Here is a 19,199-nt window from a genome sequence, read left to right as displayed (position 1 = left end):
CCCGAGGTACTTCACTGCCCTCTGCTGTCTACTGATACCAAACCGGCTTAGATCTTCAGCAATTATATAGGGGTTCGAAGCTGTTCACTCAATCTATTTTGAGTCATGTTTTGCAACACTCTGTTGTTCATTTGATGTTTGCTCTGAAGAGGCTGTATCATCTTGTGTCTCGATTAACAGTGCGCGATCAAGAACTCCTTCCTCGGTAGATATCCCCAATTCACTACCTGATTCAACGGCATCTGTCGTTGCATTCATTAAAATGGTCTGTGCGTCGCGAACTGCTCCATCCGAGTCAGGAGTAACTTGATCATATGTACCGTCACTGTTCATTACCCATCGCCGTCGGTTATCGGTAAGTGTTACTGCAAGGATATATCGAAGCTGTCGGCGGATGTGTGTGGCATCGACTGGTGTAATCGCTTCAACACGATTATCAAGATTACGTGTCATCCAGTCTGCAGACCCAGTATACCATGCTGGCTCGCCACCGTTTTCAAAGTAGAATATGCGTGAGTGTTCGAGAAATCGACCAACAATAGAGTGAACGGTAATGTTGTCACTCACACCCTCGATACCTGGACGGAGACGACAGATATCTCTGACAATAAGATCGATATCGACACCAGCCATTGACGCCTGATACAACTCAGCAACGATATCAGGATCTTCAAGCCCATTGATCTTCGCCACGATACGAGCAGGACGCCCAGCACGTGCATGTTCCGCTTCGCGACGAATAAACTGGGTAAAGCGTTCACGCATCGTCACGGGAGCAATCAATAGCTTCCGGAATTGGTTACTGAGCGTTGGACCAGTAAAAGAGTTGAATACCTTCGTAAGATCCTGTCCAATACCAGGATCGGAGGTCAAAACACCAAGATCAACGTATCCTTTTGCGGTCTCAGAGTGATAATTACCGGTTCCGACGTGTGAATACAGCTGTACACTCTTGTCTTCTTGTCGAACGACCAGTGCCGTTTTTGTATGGGTCTTCAATCCAACAGTTCCATAAGCAACATGAATACCCTCCTCTTCAAGTCGGCGTACCCACTCAAGATTATTTTGTTCATCAAATCGAGCTTTAAGTTCGACCATGACTGCGACTTGCTTGCCATTATCAGCAGCATCGATCAGACTTTGAATAACCTTTGAGTCGCTTGCTGTTCGATAGATAGCAGCCTTCACCGCGAGTACATCCGGGTCATGTGCAGCAGCCTGTAAAAAATGATGAACAGTGCCCTCAAATGAATGGTATGGGTGATGAACAAGAATATCATCTTCTTGAATCTCAGTAAAGACATCTGCGGGCTCATCACGAGGATCAACACCTGGACCACGCATGATTCGAGGATGAGGCTGTGGTGTCCATGACGGGGTCTTGAGATCTGAACGATTAATTTTAGTAAGCTCAAATAGCGAGCGGAAATCAATTGGACCTTTACGATAGAATACCTCTGCATCGGTCACATTGAGTTGTTCCTTCAGCACAGATATTGATTGCTTTGGCATGTCAGCCGCAACTTCGACTCGAACAACCGTTGCAAATCGTCGTTGCTCAAGCACTTCCTCAATCATGTTAATCAGATCCTCAGCGACTTCCTCATCGCGTCGAACCTCTGCATTACGAGTAACTTTGAATTTCGAAACATCAATGATGTCAACATTCGGTAAGAGAAGATCGAGATTTGCCTCAATCACATCCTCAATAAGGATATAGCCATGACTCATCTCCGGAATTTCAACGAATCGTGGTTGATTCTGTGGGATTTTAATCCGAGTGAATGTAAGTTCCTCATCATTTTTATCTGTTTCACGAGAGAGAACAGCAAGTGACAGGGAAAGATTTGAAATAAATGGAAATGGGTGTGCGGGGTCAAATGCAAGTGGAGTTAGCGTTGGCAAGACAGATGTCTGAAAATGATTACGAAGTTGTGTTTGTTGTGATTCAGTGAGTTCGTCGTGGGCGTGAATATGGATACCTTCGTCTGCAAGCTGTGGTTTGAGTTCGTTTTCCCAGCAAGCAGTCTGCTCACGAAAGAGTGGTCGCGCTGTATCGAGGATTTCTGTCCATTGTTCGTTTGGAGTTCGACCATCTGGCGTTGTCTCTGTGACTCCTGCCTCGATTTGTTGTTTCAACCCACCAACTCGTTTCATGAAAAATTCGTCCATGTTTTTTGTAAAGTAGGCAAGGAAACGCGCACGTTCAAGCAGCGGATTGCGCGCATCAAGCCCTTCGGAGAGCACACGCTGTTGGAATGCGAGTTCTGATAGCTCTCGGTTGAGATAATACTTCTCGTCTGTGATATCAGGAGAACTCATGAGATAGGGTTCGTAATCGAAAGGCATCCATCCTAATATAAGTCACTAACGACCGTTTGTCTCATATCTCCATATCTGATTATCTCGCGTGCGCTTGTGAAGAATACGGTATCAGCCTCAAATCCGATCCAGAAGCGCGGACGAGTCAGACGTGTCCCGAGTCTGGCGACCACGAAGAGATAATTCACCACGGAGAGACGCTGATGTGTCCATGCAGATTCAAGAGGCACGCCGACCTCACAGCGTCAAAGACGTTCATCGGGAAAACAGCGATACGGAATCAGGTCGATGGCACAGTCCGTGCGATTCGAGTGAGACGACCACGATTGGTCGAGGAAACCACACCCTCAACAAAGTCTCAAAGAAGTGCGGACAAAATCCGCAAGTTGCCATCGTATGTCGGTCGTTGAACTTCTACCGGAGGAATCCTCGCGCTTTGGCGCCGGGAGAGTATCAAACATCAGGAGTCATACTGTGCGTCACTGAAAAGGGGAAAGAATAATTGCTTCCACGGGAGCGTGAAAGCCGTTCGCTCTGGTAAACTGTGAGGGCGTACAGCGGGAATTATACTTACCATTCGGCGGTACTGAACCGCCGTATGTACATTGTGCATGTGATATAAACAATTCACCAGTTGAATTTCTCACCTCGAAACAGCGAATCTCACTCAGTGTGAATTACTCTCACTACTCAATCGTCAGTCACTTTCTCTCAGATGATATTGTGAAGTACCACGGATCAGGTGACCCCTAGCGCCTGTGTTTACAAGTTGAACAAGGCGAATGCCGCGGGGCTTGACCCTGAGGCACTTCACTCCTGCATTGCTGACGCAACGGTTTTTAATTCATTTTGTGTTTCGATCTCTGGTTGCGGTTTGTTCCGAAGATAACAAAGCGAAAAGTGCTTCATGAAACTTTGAGTCTCCACCAGTCCCTGATGCCGTCAATTGGCATTGAGAGTGACTCTCACAGGTCAATAGATCCAACGCTCATCTGTAGAAGCGAATACCCGTGGTTTCGATCCTCTCTGATCACAGGTGTCAGTTCGTTACTCTGCCGACTCTACACCCAATCTTCCGCAGGTACTGACTGCTACACATGAGCGTTATCGGTGAACTTCCACTGATATCACAGAGTGATTCATATATTATCTACGAGTGACCCATCAATACCATCAGCATCAATCTGAATCTCGAATGAATCATGCACAAGCCAGAACTCTCGTTTGTGATGACCATCGGGAATAGGATTAATCCGGGCATCAACAATACCTGTTTCAGTGAGACGGTCAAGCCGCCGGTATGCGGTTGGTCGAGACATTGAACACGCCTCAACGAGAGTATCAACTGACTGTGGATCCGAATCAAGCGCACACAGGAGTGCACAGACATACTCATCTGCAAGGAGTTCAACTAACTCTCCATTTGGCACAGATGCCGTTTCACTCGTGGTTTCAAGACCGCCGGATTCATCAAGCGACCCAGTTGGATATGCATTCGTCGTCATCGCATATATGATTAACATAATCTATCCAAGTACTAATGGAAATACTAACTGTTTGTGAACTGTTATCACAGCTATCTATATTGATTACTCTGGTCATCACCGTTATTTGCAACTGCCACTGCCACTTTGCGTATGGCGACACGCGGAATCGATATCAGTGTTAATTTTGAGATTATGATGCGGCTGAATGTTTCTATCTTAGAAGTGTGCAGGCGTCATTTATACTAGACAGAAAGAATGTCAAAGTGTGACAAGCCATCCTGCAATCACGCAATTTGAGCAGGTCAGATGTACGTTTAGCTGGACATCAATCTGGTATGCATTAATACTCAGACTTCTAAAATCAGCCCTTCGAGCAATGAATGTGACGCTGAAGATACAATATCATGCACCCGTCCAGATAGTATCCGAGGGCGCGAGGCAACAATTAGTAATTCAATAATCACAGTAAGTCAGCAAATCAATGAATACTGAATCATCTAATAATCAGAATGATACCACAGCAGAGAAAGGATCGGGCATGGGTGGTGACCGTGATCGACAGATTCTGATTGCCGGCGATGGTGTTACCGCGACGCTAACAGCTGGATTCGTCGAACAAGCCGGTCTCGATCCACTCCTCGCAAGTGTTGGTGCAGACCCTATCCGAACAGGGATTGTCGTATTCTGGAAACCAGGATTACAATTACTCGAGCGGATTGGGCTTCGGCGTCCAATTGAGCGTCATGGATCCCCATTGACAGAGCTCATGTATCATAACATAACAGAGTCAGCAGATCAAATAACCAAAGTTAACGAACCGACGCCAACAGACCCATCGCTGATTGCTATTGGACGCTCAGATCTTGAATCAATCTTTGAATGGTCAATTCGTAAGCGTGTTGATACAACAGATCGGATTGTGAGCACGGTAACTGGGACAACAGACACTGGACCTGAACATATCTCATCATCAAGTCCCACAGCATGTGCGAGCTTTAATGACAATGTCACAGAACGATTTGATGCAATCGTAGCTGAACACCGCGGCGTACTTACAACAGCGACAGATACTGAACGCTCATATGGCAACGTGCATACATGGTCATTTCGTTGGCCAGCGGAAACATCGGCTCCAGTGCACTCAATTGAACTGTGGGGCGAGCAGATTGCTGCATTTATTATTCCCATCGGGACCGACGACGTGTGGGTTCGACTTGTTGCTCGAAATGATACCTCAGCGGGAGCGACAATTACGGTTTCAGATCTCGAGTCACGGTTTGGGACACTATTCAATCCAATTGAAGATCCGTTTGACCAGCTTAATCAGCATGATATTCAGTATGGACGAGTGAGCGATAGTCACCCGATATCAATCGCGATGAACGGTATTGCACTCGTTGGGGCTGGTGCACGATCAGGTGTTCCAGGAGATCGCTTATGTCCAACACTCGGGTGTGAAGATGCATGGGTCCTCGCAGATGAACTTGCGTATGGTCCAGAGGTGGTTGAAGAAGCGCTATCAGAATATGAACAGCGGCGACGCCAGCGGATGAAACAGCTTGTGAATGCGGTCCCGGTATCAACGTCTCGACTGCCAACAGATTGCTCGGTGTTTGTCAAACGCCTCGCCGGACGGCGGACGATTGCATTTGGAAATATGCTCGAGTGTTCAGTCCCAGCCTCAATCCAGTCAAGCAGTATCTAAGCGGAAAGCAGCGTGAGTTCCTCGCGCCACCGTGCGTTGGGTACTTCACTTTGATCAACTATCTGTCGTAGTATAAAGAGTCAATATAGATAGCCCTCAATCATTCAGGTGGTAATCTCAGTTGACATCACGATTACGCGGATGTATGAATACGTTAACAATAGATGTCAATGACACCGTCTCTGACTCAAGCTGACGCACAGACAAAGAATGCATCTAAGTCCGGATCTACCGAAACTGAGCGTGATGACGATGACTCGATGCATATCCAGGAACAACAGCATCCATCCAATGAAATAGCGAATACCATTACAGCGACAATGACGATGGATAATGAAAATGAGGACGTCGATGCGCCTCCGCATCTCGAGCTTGTTGATGATGAATTTGCCCGTACAATTATTATGACACTTTGTGATGGCTCAAAACGAGGGCGAGAGATAGCGTCTATTTGTGATGCTTCTCGACCCACTATTTATCGTCGGCTAAATAGACTTGAGTCGGCTGGATTTGTGAGGACAACCCAAACAATTGGACCAGATGGGCATGAGTGTAAAGAATTTGAACTCATTCGCGATCGACTGACAGTCTCAATTGGTGATGGGTCGGTCGTTGTTCAGGCACATCTTCAAGAGTAAGCTGGTGTGAAAATATCATAATAGTTCACGCTCTTGCCTAACTGAGCGAAACATCAACTAGATCAGCGATATTGTTACTGGCTAGCGTGCAAGATGGAGGGCGCGAGTGCAGCACAGTGCCTACACTATCTACAGAAGGGCAATCAGTCAGTTGATGATGATTGTAGCGCGTCGTTATACCCATGAAGAACGAAATTGCCGATCCAGAGCAGAGCGATAACAACGCCTACCAAATAATAAGTGCCTGTGCGATTCCGTCCACAGTTCTCGCAGCTGAGAGGGTGATTCCAAGCATAATTAAGATTCCTATCGTGTCACGGAGAGACCAATCAGACATAATTCAGGTGTTTACAGCGTCGATAATATATTTTACTGCCTCTTTTACAATGCGAGAATCGTGGTCTACATCAGTCAAAATCGATTCGTTGCATCTGTTGAATTTAACCTCTGTATCTTGCACAGCTCAATCTCCCAGATTTGAGACAGATGCCGCTGTTTCACTATCTTCGGTAAGAGCCATAGTTCAAACTACACGGCAACGACATCCATGCATATCGTTTCGGATCTATCAAACTCAACAAAGAGATATCAGTCGGTGAGTATGGTATGATGGTTCAAGCATGGATTATTGCTACAATCGGCTCAATCAGGGTGATTACGACAAATTCCCGAATAACAACTCGAAAATACCATGCTCTCCAAGTCGAATGTGCTTATTCACCGTTGGCTGAGTAATACCAAGTGTTGCAGCGACTTCTTCACCGCTACTTTCACGCGGCCAATCGAAGTATCCCATTGTATGAGCGGTTTCAATTGCCTCAAGTTGTCTGTCTGTGAGTTGTTGTTCAAGTTGACCGCGAATCTCTTCTGGTGTTGAATTTGTCTCATGATGCTGGCGCTGTGCTGTGAGTTCAAGTCTAGGGAACGCTTCTATCATCCGCTCAACGATTGTTCGTGTATTCGCTTCTTGTGGAAGTTCAATAATGAGGGTTGTTTCTGATCCATCAGCACGGCATTGCCGAAGAATGCCACCGCACTCGGATATAAGAGACCCAAACCATGATGAGCCTTTTCGCTCGATGATGATTGCGCTCTCCCTTTTTGCAACGATATCTATGTCACCAGGAAGTGTATTTTCGGCGGTTTGAATAAGCGTTGATGGAGTATCGTTGAATAGTGTATAATATACGCTGACAGATCCATCCTGACGCCTTACTGTTCGATCATGACGAACACGCCCATCAGTTTGTGTGGCAACGCGAGCAAACGGAACAGCCATTTTATGACCACGGAATTCTAATTCAATTGTCTCATCAGATTCAAGCGCGCGCTGGCGTTCAAGTGCGGTAATCGCATACCCCACTGAGGTACCAAGTTGTGAAAGAACGTCAACCGTTCGGTCATTGAAGGCATCAGCACCGGTGGCTACGACTGTAAGAACACCATATGTAATGCCTTCATACGAAATTGGGACTGCGCAGATTGCACCGATACCCTCTCGAAGAAGAACTCGCCGCCAGGCTTGTTGTCGACCGGTCTCAACAAGCCCACTGATTGCTACATATGAGTTTGTCTGCCATGCCTCGACCGTTGGATGACTCTCAGCTATGAGGCTATTTTGAGCATTACTATCGCTGCTATCAGCGTCTGATAGCTCCTCTTCAGCATATAAATATCGTTCAACTGTGTCGGTATCGATCCCTGCTGTTGTCTGGACAGTGAGCTGATTGGTTCCGACTGGTGCTGTCGAAACCCAAGCGCCATTGAATGGTTCAACGTCAACAAGTTCGTCACAAACCGCCTCATGGGTGTCTGCTCGTGATGATTGTGTAGTAATTGCTGCCTCGACACGCTGTGTCAACTTAGCTATTGACTCAAGTCGACTGGCTCGCTCGGTTTGTTTGGTCAATGCTGCCTGCTGTGATTCAAGTCGCTGTTCACCACGAAGTCTATTGAGTGCTGCTTCGAGTGTCGCTGCAAGAATACTTGCTATATCAAGATCAATATCTGTTGACTGCCAGACGACAAGAACACCATTGCGTCCAAGTGGAAGAATCACAGCCGTCTCAAATGTGCCCACATTGAGACACGAACCTGTCTCGGGCTCGATATGTTGAACCGTCTCATCAACAAATGTCTTCCAAGCAGGCGACTCAGCAGGTGTGAGAGATTGGAGAGAATCAGCCGTCTGAACGGGAACAGCAGGACCGGTGGCTATTGGGTCAAGTGCGCCTGTGTCATCATTATAATGATAAACAGCCGTTGCGGGTATCTCAAGTGCCGATGCAGCAGCCTCAACGGCGATCTGACCTGCATCATTGACACTATCTGCAGTTGTTAGTTTCGCTGTTGCATCATGGAAAGACTCGATTCGCTCTTGCTGTTCCCGCCGGGCGGTAATATCCCGACCGACGACGACGACACGTAATGTATTATCATCCCACTCCGTTGGATAATAATCTGAGTGTATCCAACGAACTGATCCATCAGGACGGAGTATGCGGTACTCACGACTGTACCGGTCAGCATAGTCGCCATCCTCTATTTCCTCAACAATTTGTGTTACCCAGCGACGATGTGATCGATAATCGTCTGGATGAAGTGTTCCAAAGAAGCCCTCTTCATGCACTTCATGTAGCTCTGAAAGTGAGCGTCCCCAGATGTCAGCATACCCTGAGCTGATTATCCCCCGTTCTGAGTTATCACTTATAAGACTTTGTGGTGTCGATAAGAAGATTGCTTCATCAATTCGATCAATGATAGCTTGCAGTCGTCTCTCATGCTCACGAACTTGTGCGGCTCGCTCAACACGATTAAGAGCCGTTGCTGCATGCCCAGCTAATACTTGTGCAGCGTCGACAAGGTATGACTCATATTCCTCACGATCACGTTCACCTGCAATCAGTAGTCCATGATCGCCGATTGGAATAGCAACAGCAGTGGTGAGTGGATTCCCGGAGCGATGATTAACCGGTGAGTATGTCGTTGCGTCACCCTCAGTGAAGATGCCATATTCAGGTGACTCTGAGTCAAGTAGTTGCGCTTCCGATTTATCTGCTCTGTCAGGTGTCAATTCGGTATTGACACTATTGGTTGATTTACTCGGATTCTCAGAGGTGAGATTGCGTTCATTCTCACCCTCAACACCGATAGTGATTTCAGGGGAGTCACCACTTGCATATATCAACGCATCCTCAGCGACTGAGTCATCTATTGCTGAGTCCAGTTCGGAGGCTGGATGAACCCAGCATGTGGTCAATGGAAGCTCAAGAGCCTCACGAACAGTCTTAACAACAACATCATGAATCGCAGCCTGTGAGTCAGCATCTTGAATATCATCGATAGCACACTGGAGATTTTTCACCAATGTTTCTCGATGTTTCCGCTCTGTTATCTCTTGAGACGTTGAGAGAAATCGGGATTCACCGTTGATCATTGCTGGGGATCCCTTGACAAGCATCACTCGCTCATTGCCGTTAGCATCCTCTAACACCCACTCATATTCTTCAGGGGACCCAGAGTTCATGACTCGGTCGATAATCTCAGCCCCTCGCTCGGCTGTATATGAATCATCACTGGAAGTTACCCACTCATCAGTGTTAATGAGTGTTTGGCGATCATATCCCAGCGCTGAGCACATTGTATCGTTGACTTCAACTATATCTTTTGTTTCTGGATCATGAATACTAATCCCTGCGCTTACTTTGTTGAATATCTCGCGATACGTTCGCTCACTCTCACGAATCTGCTCCTCGCGTTCTTTTCGATCAGTGATGTCTCGGACGCTTGCAAGGATTCGCCGATTTCCTTTGATTTCAATTGCCCTCAGATGTACCTCAATGGGGAAAACCTCTCCATTTGACCGCTGTCCGCGCCACTCAAATAGCTGTGACTCACCAATATCAAGTTGCTTAATTCGTTTTAGTGCTCGATCATACCTGAACTCGGGATCATCTGGAAGGACAGTATTGAGTGACTTGTTTTCGAGCTCATCTCGGTCACAGTCATACATTGAACAAAACTGCTGATTGACATCAAGAATGTCGCCTCGCTGTGGTTCATGTAAGACAAGTCCATCTGAAACGCTTTCAAATAACGTCTGATATGATTCTTCGAGCTGCCGTCGTTCAGTTATATCCTCAGCAAGACCAACATATTGATTTGGACCAATATCAGTTATCACAGGGTAACCAGTCGCAAGAATCCATCTGATATCTCCATCTGGGTGACAAACGCGAAATTCAAATTCATAACTATCTGCAGGATTACCTGCACGGATTTCTTTTCGCATCTCCTCGAAATCTGCTCGAAAAGTCTCACGATCGCGAGGATCAATTCCATCAATGAATGCAGTTGTATCCTCATAGAGGGCATCAACACTGCGACCCCAGATGTCTTCGTATGCATCATTTATGTACTTAATTTCCGAGAAGTCTGCATCGACTACATAGATAATTTCATCGACATTCTCAGTCACTAACTGGAATCGTCGCTTTATTTTATCAAGCTCAGTCTCCTGGCGCTTTCGAGCGGTGATATCTCGTGAGACTGTATAGACACACCGTCCATCATTATCTCGACCAGGCCAGATATTTGTTGAGAGCCATCGCGTTGTTCCATCTGCGGTTTCGACTTGCCACTCATGATAACTTGGGTTCCATTCATTGCCAGCCTGAATAATAGCGGATTGAATATCAGAGTGGTCCTGTGACGTCTGGGTGACACTACTGAATCCATCTGAGTCAGTATCACTACTGACAGAAGTTTGCACGTCTGTTGATGACGCGGCAAGGTTTGAAATGAGTGATTCATCACCACCTATCTCAGCGTCATACCCAAACATGTCAGCAAATGATTTATTCACATTCCGAACAGCACCCGTTTCTGGGTCGTGTGTTGTGGTTGGTTGATCAAAGATTTCAACGACGTGTCCGGTGTCAGAATATTGTTGTCTTATTTCAGTGATGTCCTCTCCAGTTAGCACGATGAACTGATTGGAGGACTGAATCGGGCAGAACGTCGCAGAAATCCATCGTGTCTTATCATTATCACTTACTGGGGTTAACGCAAGGTCACCAGTCTCCTGTGTTTTCGACTCGGCGACACTGGTGAGTGTTTCTGTAAGCGAATTAAAATCATCAGCACTTGATCTGTCCCATACCGACCGGATAGCACGACCAGAATATTTCGATATGTCGATTGAACTTTCTCTGGAGGCAGCAGTATCCTGAATATTGCTATTATGAGTAAGCAACTCAGCGAACGCACGGTTGAGTGTAGCAATATCACCGGTTGTCACATCAATGATAGCAGCGGGCGTGCAAAGATGCTCAAACCCAAGAGCTGCTATCTCTGCGGATTCTGTATCAGGAGTCGATACTGACTGTGTCCCGGCATGCATCTCCTCAGTATGCAGTTCATTATGCGAAGCGCTCTGAACAGACTGTGGTGAGGAAGGTGTAAATGATACGTTCGCTGTTTCAACTGTGCTTGACGAGTAAGGAGAGTCGGGAGGTGTCGTATGTGTCGACGTATCAGTGGCAATATTCAATATACGTGCGACGACGTGTTCTGGACGATTGAGACATAGCTCCTGAGGGAAGAACGTCGTTGCACCTGCATCAAGGGCTGCTGTGATACTCTTAGTTGATGAATCATCACCAAAAGCAACGATTGGAAGATTAGGGTATTGCTCCCGTTGGGACTGAATGACTGTCTCATACTCCTCAGCACACAATAACCCACGATAAATGAGTAAACAATCAAAAGTGGTTGCTGAATCAGTCTGGAGCGACGTATCATCATTCGAATCTGAGTTTGAGGTCTGAGACAACGCCTCTGTGAGTGATATGAGAGGATCTATCTCAGTGTCTGTTCCCATATCATCGTCTTTGCTGTCGCTGACTGTATCGGGAGAGAAATCGTCTGATGGAACGTCATATTGTCGCTCATCGACCGAAGTCGGGATAATCTCAATTGATTGTTTGAGTACGTCAATCGAATTCTGCAGAGCGGTTATAACGTGATCACTTGCTACAGTCGCAAGACGTAGCGACTGAAGACTTGATTCCATAATTATTTGACGCTATATGTCCGAAGGTAAAAGTCATTCCATCGACAAGATATTCCTCCGCGTTTAGTACTTCATGAAACATTTTGAACCATCGGTCCTATGCAGCAGTATCAGCAGCTACTCTATGCCAAGATTTTGAATTGAATTCCTCAATAAGTTTTCAGGAGCATTACACGCGGAGGAGGATGTCAAAGAAGCTACCCTTCCACCAGATGAGCAGGGTGTAGAAAGCCAAGACAACCCCGAATCGTCATGTTCTCAACAGTCGATAGGTTAGTTCCGTGTCAACGTCAATATTCTTTCTCTAGATGTGAAACCGTCAATCTATCAAATAAGCAAATATATGATTATGGAGAACCTCGGCGTTTACTCTGGAGAGGATATCACAGTGCGTTCGATACGCTCACGAAACCGTGTTATGCGGGCGGTGAGGTCACTGCACATCGCAAGTACTGGGTATGTAATATCGTATTCTCGATAAAAGTATGCAGTAACATCCATATCCTCCTGTGAAATGGTATAAAATTCTCGATGTTTGCGAATCGTCTCTTGACGAGTTTGCGCTGCTGATTCACAATGATCAGTAAGGATTGACAGACGGTTATGATGGGCATCAAGCGCGCCAAAGGATTGTAAGTCAAAATTGACGGTCGTCAGCGTGGATAGCTCTTGATCAATCGGAATTAACCGATCAGCTGCCGTTTCAATCGAGTCACGTTCACGATCGCATGCATCAATGTGATTTTGTCGTTCCGATTTGGCAGTCTCAATACGATTAAATAGAGCATTCAAAGCGGTTGGTCCAAAGCACTCAGGTGTTGTGAGTGCCGTTGCTATCTCAGAACCAAACTCTTCAGAGATGCTTTCAAAATACGTATCGTCATATTCGTCAGTATAGAATGGAAGATTCATGACCGTATCTTGATACGCCGATCGAATCAGGTTCAAGCGCGTGGGGGCTTGTGGTTGTGCATATTCTTGATGTGCTGTTATTGCACGTCCCGAGATGTCTGCGTAAGAACATGACGGACTTGTCAACCGCTGATCTGATATACGCTCACCAAACTCGATAAATGCATCATATTCTGCTTCTGTCTGAGCACGCTCAGTAAGAAGTGTGTTGATAATATCATCAAATACCTCGGTGAATGACCGGTCGAAGCAAATCGCTGGTGGCTCCATCGATATTCATATCACTGATACAGAGTATAATAACAGAATATAATTTTACTTAATGATACTATGTGTGGATTCATATGTCATGTAAATCTATATATTGCCCTATATGAACATTTGTAGACATGAGCTAAATGTACCTATCATATAAACCGATTTAGTCAGATTCTGATAAACAATATATAGCATCATACGCTAATCAAAGCATATAGTATCTAATATCGTGATGAGAAGTTATTACAGCACCCGTCGAGTGGATAAGCGGTACAAGAAGACTGCCCCGGGGCTTGACCCTGGGTGAGCTCACTGGGGCGTACTTGCTGAATATAACAATACAGACAATATTTCCGAGAGTTCAGAAAGTCACTGTGTCGAAAATTATATTATGAGGAAGTCCGGCTGATCATAGCAGATATATGGAGGAGTAGAGGTATGACTCGTAAATCATTTAATGAATCAATTGAAGAACTCCGTAATTCAGTCCTAGACATGGCTGAGTTGGTAGTTACTCAGGTGAACAAATCACTTGCATGTCTGGAAACAGGTAATGAATCGTCTGCTCAGACAATCATTGATACCGATAATAAGATTAATCATCGATGTCTTGAGATTGAGCAGGACTGTATCGATCTTTTTGCATTACAACAGCCACTGGCAGGAGACCTTCGGCTGATTGTTGCCTCATTCAAAATTGTGAATGATTTAGAACGAATTGGCGACTTGGCGGTTAATTTAGCAGAATATAGCCTCGCTGCTCGACAGTCATTTGATACAGAGATTACCGCCGTCTCGATTGGGAATGATGCTGTGTCAATGCTTACTGAAAGCCTTCGTGCATATGAAGATAATAATGTGGAAAAGTGTCAGGCTGTCGTAGCTGAGGATGATCATATCGACACGCGTTGTCTACATGCGAGTGAAGTGTTGACACGTACATTAATCGAGCATGCGGATGGCGAAGATTATAATAATACTGAATCCAGTGCGTGGGATATTGAACAGGCACTTGATGATGTGACGCGACTGCTATTAACTATCAGAGATATTGAGCGGATTGCTGATCATGCGGTGAATATCAGCGCGCGTACGCTATGGATGATAAATAATGATTCCTCACTAATCTATTAATTAGTGGCTTAGGCTACAGAGCTACAAGAAGAGAGTTCCAGCGCTTCTGAGCTTACTGAATAAGCGCGACTGAGAGAAGTTCTATTGGATGACGGATATCATAGCCGGTTCCATGTTCCATCTGACTGGAGCATGTTGGGCACTCAGTCATGCCCGTTGTTGCATCAACAGCTTCCATGTGTTCGAACATCTCCTCACCGATTTCCATCGATGTCTCGTATTTTTCTTCTTTCCAGCCATATGTCCCAGAGATGCCCGAACAGGAATCACCCACATCTTCGATTGTAACATCATCAAGCTCACCAAAGAGTTCAACAGCCTGTCGGCTAATACCTTGATTCCGCGCATGACACGGCGCATGATAGGCAAATTCCTTTTCAATCGCGTCGTCAACATCGGCTGATTGAATCTCAGAGCGAAGATTTTCGTGAATTCGAAGATATTCGACCGACTCAAAGGTGTTGCGTGAGACAGTGTCGACACCATCGATATCGAATAGTTCAGGATATTCCTGACGAAGTGCCATCGAACAGGATGTACAGGAAGCAATGGCATCATAGCCCTCTTCGATGAGATCTGACATCGATGAGAGTGTGACCTCTGCATGGCGACGCGCGTCCTCGACCATTCCATTCGCGAACATTGGGGTTCCAGAACACCGTTGTTCGGGGACGACGAGTTCATATCCAAAGTACTCATAAACGCGAACAAGCGCCTTAGCGACCTCAGGTGTATTGAAATTCGCATAACACCCATGGAAGTATGCGACCTTTTTATCAGCATCAACTGGCTCACCGCGACGTTCACGGGCTTCACGCGCGTTTTCGCGAGATACGGTCACACCACCACGGGCTGTCCACCACTGTCGAAATGTTTGCGTGGCGAATGCAGGAAATTCACGCTCTTTGGTGACACCGAGAGTTTTTTCCATCACCCATCGAGCCGGTCCAAAATTCATCACGGCGGTCGCAATCCGTGGCACCTTACTCGCTATCCGCGCGGAGGTTCGGTAGTTGGCGAGAATTCGGTTACGGATATACTCAATTGAGAGTTTATCCATCTGTTTTTCAACATATTCACCACGGGCGGTATTGTGCATTTGACTTAACGGCACACCGGAGGGGCATGCATCATCGCATCGCATACAGTTCGAGCATGACATAATCGAGTCATCAATCTCATGCTCATCATCAGATCGCTTGAGTCGCCATTGCTCTGGACCCTGGAACTTTGGACCAGGAAAATCATCGTCAACCTCCGCAACCGGGCAGCTTGTATCACACATCGAGCACTTATAACACGAATCAGCACCTGGACGAAGGTCAAAATCAGTGCTATCTGGGAATATGTCGACCGGCTCAAATTCAGAGCCAGTATTCGGTGATGTCGGTTCAAATTCGTAGTCTGTGTTTGGGGATTCAGCGTCACTCATATGATTAACTCATGTTGTTAGTCTGTGCAACGGTTGTGGCAGCATTCATTCCTGCTGTATATCCGGTTGCAATCGATACGCCGCTTGCCGACTTCTCTGCAGCATAATCATACCCACCGAGAACAGCACCGGCAGCTCTGAGATTCTCAAATTCAATATTTCCACTTTCATCAACCGGTCGAAGCGTTGTATCGGTGTCAACACCAAATCTGGCAAATGAGTGCTCACCAAAAACAGCCTCATCAAACCACTCATATCGGTCAGCATCGTGTGCGACATGACACCCAAAAATAGGTTCATATACCCCTTCGCGGTTTGACTCAACGCCTTTACCGACGAGCCCACCAGTCGCAAGAATATATTGTTCAGCACGCATTGGAATCTCTGCACCATTCCGCTCAACGATGACCTTCTCAACAGTGCCGGATCCATCATCGGTGTAATCAATCACCGGATTCCCTGATTCAATGAATCCACCTGCATCTGAGAGCGCATCAAAGAGTTGATCCTCAAGTCGAAGTCCTGGTAGTGATGGTGGTCCCATCGGAACCTCAAACACATCTGCCCCGAGAGAAGTTCCAAGCGCAGCACGAACGGTCGCAGCATTAGCATCACCAAGGACAGCAGGGAATCCAACCCGTGTCTCATCATCAAGATAAATCTTGACACGGTCAGCAAGTGCGTCACGCGCAGGTCGGTGACCGCCACCACCGGTTTCGCTTACTGTCACATCGCCGTTCGTGTCGAGAAGTTTTGCATATCGCGTTACTTTCGCATCTGCACTGAGATCACCGGGAAATTGAATGGTGACACCGCGAACATCGAACGGAACACCGGTCGATGTGAGATGATCAGCAGCCAGTGGTGCATCGAAGTCGGTGATTGAATCAAACCCGACAAGAAGCATCGGTCGATTATCGCTTGCGATACCTGCACATGCACTCTGTGGGTATCTAGCGGTTGGTTTGATTGTTCCACCATGCGTTGGAATCAACGCATTTGCGTCCGTATGGCTACCAGCGTAGTCTGTCACCTCATCGAATAGCGATAATGCTGTACGGACAGCATCAACACCAACAGTTTGATATGGATGCTCGACAGGAAGTGTAGGAATCGCCTCGAACGGATTTGAAATCGGTCCATCACCATTTGGTTGGTATCCGAGTACATCGACTAACCCAGATGCTTGCTGGAGAGTGCTTTGCTTGTATGTAACCAATCGAACATCGATATCCGCTTGTGCCGCAGCGAGAGCGCTCGTGAGCCCAGCGAGACCACCACCTATGACGAGAACGTCAGACTCGATCGCCATCCTGTGTGCCTCCATCTGTAGCAACACCAACCGCTGTCGTCCCAGAGTCAGACTGCATTTCACCGGAGTCAAAAGTCGTAAAATCGACGGAACTGTCTGCAGCTGGATCATGATCACGGTTCTGCGTTGTCGCGTGCAATGCGTAATTCAACATTGCTTGAGAGAGTTGTTGCCCCCATAGCGCGTGCCGCTGTCCCTTCCATCGTTCTTGCAGAATTTCATTCCACGCATCGATGACAACTGATTCATCATACGTTGTGTGAAGTTCATTCGCAAGTCGGTGTGAGCAGATCCCACCTTGGCAATTGCCCATTGTTGCACGCGTCCGAATACGAACGGCATTAAGATCTGACCCAGACTGTGAGATTGCATCCTGAACCTCCGCGCGCGTAACGCCTTCACACTCACAGATCGTTGGATTTGGCTCATCAGTATCAAACACCTCATCAACACGGGATCCAAGTCGGTCGGCGCTTCGTCGTCCAATCGGCGAGCGAAGACCGAATTCATCCATGTAATCGTCAATTACGCGAATATCGTTGCTGCCTGGTAATGGTTCATCGGCAGTCCGGCATGGTTCTTCAATTCCAAAGCGCTCACATATATGATCGGTGATTTGCTCAGCCATCATTCGGTATGTCGTCAGTTTTCCACCGACAATACTCGTGAGTCCATGGAGATTATCGCGCTCTTGATGATCTAATAAAAAGAAATCACGTGTAATGTCTGTTGGATCATCACTCCCAACCTCTGGTGGTTCATACAGTGGACGGACTCCCCAGAACGACCGGATTGTCCGTGCATCCGTAAGCATCGGGACAAGTTCCGACAGTGTGTCGATCATTAAATCGACTTCCCACTGTTTCTCTGGGTAGTCTTCTGGGTCGTCAACTTCAACATCTGTTGTCCCAAGGATTGCTGTTGTTTCATGTGGGACGACAATATCGGCATCACCCTTCGGTCGGCAGCGATTGATGACTGTATCAACCTGTCGGGTATTCATAACCGTCATCACACCTTTTGAGGGACGAACCGCAATATCGACACCTGCCATCTCACCAATATGTCCAGCCCACGCACCTGTTGCATTGATCACGTGATCGGCATAGATTCTCTCTGTGACGCCGGTCATCCCATGGACACGCTCTCCTGTTCCGGAGTCATGTTTTACTTCGACACCGACGACTGCATCATCTTCAATTAAGAGATCAGTTACCGTCGAATGTGTCTCAATCCGTGCATCATGCTCCTTTGCATCTGCCGCGTTGGCAACAACAAGCCTAAACGGATCAATCGCACCGTCTGGGACGGAAATAGCCTTATCAATATCACCTGCGAGGTGTGGTTCGACCGCACGTGCCTCCTCAGCGGTTAGGACCTCTGCAGGAATATCACATTCATGACATCCTTGTAGCTTCTTTTGAAAATATTCTTCTGAATCCTCAGGTCGCTTAACAAATAATCCACCGGTCATTTCAACGCAGTGGGTAGCAATATCCTGAAGAACACGATTCTCAAGCATGCATTCTTTCGCACTTGCTTGATCAGCGACTGCATATCGACCACCACTGTGAAGCAGTCCATGCATCCGACCTGTTGTTCCATGCGTCAGGTTCCCTTGTTCGAGTAATGTTACCTCAACACCACGCATTGCAAGGTCACGAACGATCCCTGTGCCCGTCGAGCCGCCACCGATGACGACGATATGTGGTTTTGATACCATTCAATATTAATTACACATATTTCGCAACTACTTTATTTCACCGGCGTTTCAAACTTGTGAGTAAACTACAGATTTTATTATATTTGTTGTATTATTAGAGTTATTGTCTAAAGAAAAAGATGTATTATCGATATTCCCAGACAAAAATCGTGCATGAGAATATATAACAACCATTTTTGACTCCCCATGACTGATCGAGTATT

The 19,199-nt window shown here is 46.6% G+C and carries 10 protein-coding genes and 1 pseudogene; 4 read left to right on the top strand and 7 right to left on the bottom strand.

The window, feature by feature from the left end; all coding sequences use genetic code 11:
* Positions 1-93 precede the first annotated feature (93 nt).
* Positions 94-2,322 carry a polyphosphate kinase 1 gene (ppk1, locus tag HQRW_RS04050; protein ID WP_231852410.1) on the bottom strand — a complete coding sequence of 743 codons (2,229 nt, stop codon included), beginning with the start codon at positions 2,320-2,322 and terminating at the stop codon, positions 94-96.
* Positions 2,323-2,405: 83 nt separating this feature from the next.
* On the opposite strand from ppk1, the pseudogene HQRW_RS14820 reads away from it, so the two are divergent.
* Positions 2,406-2,725, top strand: a pseudogene (locus HQRW_RS14820) (zinc ribbon domain-containing protein); the annotation flags it as partial.
* A gap of 736 nt (positions 2,726-3,461) precedes the next feature.
* On the opposite strand, the gene HQRW_RS04045 reads toward HQRW_RS14820, so the two are convergent.
* The gene (locus tag HQRW_RS04045; RefSeq protein WP_231852408.1) at positions 3,462-3,827 is read right to left on the bottom strand and encodes an ArsR/SmtB family transcription factor; all 366 of its coding nucleotides are present in this window, start codon (positions 3,825-3,827) and stop codon (positions 3,462-3,464) included.
* A 463-nt stretch (positions 3,828-4,290) separates the two neighbouring features.
* Between HQRW_RS04045 and HQRW_RS04040 the strand changes: the two genes are divergently transcribed.
* Entirely contained in the window at positions 4,291-5,514 is a 1,224-nt protein-coding gene (locus HQRW_RS04040; protein WP_014555561.1) for an FAD-dependent oxidoreductase, read from the top strand.
* Between the two features lie 164 nt (positions 5,515-5,678).
* The gene (locus HQRW_RS04035; protein ID WP_014555560.1) at positions 5,679-6,152 is read left to right on the top strand and encodes an ArsR/SmtB family transcription factor; all 474 of its coding nucleotides are present in this window, start codon (positions 5,679-5,681) and stop codon (positions 6,150-6,152) included.
* Between the two features lie 655 nt (positions 6,153-6,807).
* Here HQRW_RS04035 and HQRW_RS04030 read toward each other — a convergent pair.
* Both HQRW_RS04030 and HQRW_RS04025 read right to left on the bottom strand, forming a co-directional pair.
* The gene (locus HQRW_RS04030; RefSeq protein ID WP_014555559.1) at positions 6,808-12,225 is read right to left on the bottom strand and encodes a PAS domain S-box protein; all 5,418 of its coding nucleotides are present in this window, start codon (positions 12,223-12,225) and stop codon (positions 6,808-6,810) included.
* Positions 12,226-12,591: 366 nt separating this feature from the next.
* Positions 12,592-13,407, bottom strand: coding sequence for a DUF7260 family protein (locus HQRW_RS04025; RefSeq protein ID WP_014555558.1), 816 nt, complete (start codon positions 13,405-13,407; stop codon positions 12,592-12,594).
* A 426-nt stretch (positions 13,408-13,833) separates the two neighbouring features.
* On the opposite strand from HQRW_RS04025, the gene phoU reads away from it, so the two are divergent.
* Positions 13,834-14,529, top strand: a complete 696-nt coding sequence (gene phoU / locus HQRW_RS04020) for a phosphate signaling complex protein PhoU (RefSeq protein WP_014555557.1) — start codon at positions 13,834-13,836, stop codon at positions 14,527-14,529.
* Positions 14,530-14,581: 52 nt separating this feature from the next.
* Here the strand turns inward: phoU and HQRW_RS04015 are convergent, their stop codons facing one another.
* Genes HQRW_RS04015 through glpA form a run of 3 tightly spaced genes read right to left on the bottom strand, consistent with a single transcriptional unit; the run spans position 14,582 to position 18,996 of the window.
* Positions 14,582-15,961 carry an anaerobic glycerol-3-phosphate dehydrogenase subunit C gene (locus tag HQRW_RS04015; protein WP_014555556.1) on the bottom strand — a complete coding sequence of 460 codons (1,380 nt, stop codon included), beginning with the start codon at positions 15,959-15,961 and terminating at the stop codon, positions 14,582-14,584.
* 4 nt (positions 15,962-15,965) lie between these two features.
* A complete protein-coding gene (gene glpB / locus HQRW_RS04010; protein ID WP_014555555.1) occupies positions 15,966-17,273 on the bottom strand; it encodes a glycerol-3-phosphate dehydrogenase subunit GlpB in 1,308 nt (435 codons plus the stop codon).
* Positions 17,257-18,996 (bottom strand): anaerobic glycerol-3-phosphate dehydrogenase subunit GlpA, encoded by a 1,740-nt coding sequence (gene glpA, locus HQRW_RS04005; RefSeq protein WP_014555554.1) that lies wholly within the window; start codon positions 18,994-18,996, stop codon positions 17,257-17,259. Before glpA ends, glpB begins: the two co-directional genes overlap by 17 nt.
* Between the last annotated feature and the right edge of the window lie 203 nt (positions 18,997-19,199).

The organism is Haloquadratum walsbyi C23, from assembly GCF_000237865.1.
GTDB lineage: Archaea > Halobacteriota > Halobacteria > Halobacteriales > Haloferacaceae > Haloquadratum > Haloquadratum walsbyi.
The sequence above is the reverse complement of the archived record's forward strand: the minus strand, read 5'-3'. Positions and strand labels throughout refer to the sequence as shown.

What these genes read in the sequence shown, in the direction of transcription:
- glpB (WP_014555555.1), bottom strand. Translation starts at nt 17,273, where the DNA reads ATGGCGATCGAGTCTGACGTTCTCGTCATAGGTGGTGGTCTCGCTGGG.
- ppk1 (WP_231852410.1), bottom strand. Translation starts at nt 2,322, where the DNA reads ATGAGTTCTCCTGATATCACAGACGAGAAGTATTATCTCAACCGAGAG.
- HQRW_RS04015 (WP_014555556.1), bottom strand. Translation starts at nt 15,961, where the DNA reads ATGAGTGACGCTGAATCCCCAAACACAGACTACGAATTTGAACCGACA.
- HQRW_RS04035 (WP_014555560.1), top strand. Translation starts at nt 5,679, where the DNA reads ATGTCAATGACACCGTCTCTGACTCAAGCTGACGCACAGACAAAGAAT.
- HQRW_RS04045 (WP_231852408.1), bottom strand. Translation starts at nt 3,827, where the DNA reads ATGACGACGAATGCATATCCAACTGGGTCGCTTGATGAATCCGGCGGT.
- HQRW_RS04025 (WP_014555558.1), bottom strand. Translation starts at nt 13,407, where the DNA reads ATGGAGCCACCAGCGATTTGCTTCGACCGGTCATTCACCGAGGTATTT.
- HQRW_RS04030 (WP_014555559.1), bottom strand. Translation starts at nt 12,225, where the DNA reads ATGGAATCAAGTCTTCAGTCGCTACGTCTTGCGACTGTAGCAAGTGAT.
- HQRW_RS04040 (WP_014555561.1), top strand. Translation starts at nt 4,291, where the DNA reads ATGAATACTGAATCATCTAATAATCAGAATGATACCACAGCAGAGAAA.
- phoU (WP_014555557.1), top strand. Translation starts at nt 13,834, where the DNA reads ATGACTCGTAAATCATTTAATGAATCAATTGAAGAACTCCGTAATTCA.
- glpA (WP_014555554.1), bottom strand. Translation starts at nt 18,996, where the DNA reads ATGGTATCAAAACCACATATCGTCGTCATCGGTGGCGGCTCGACGGGC.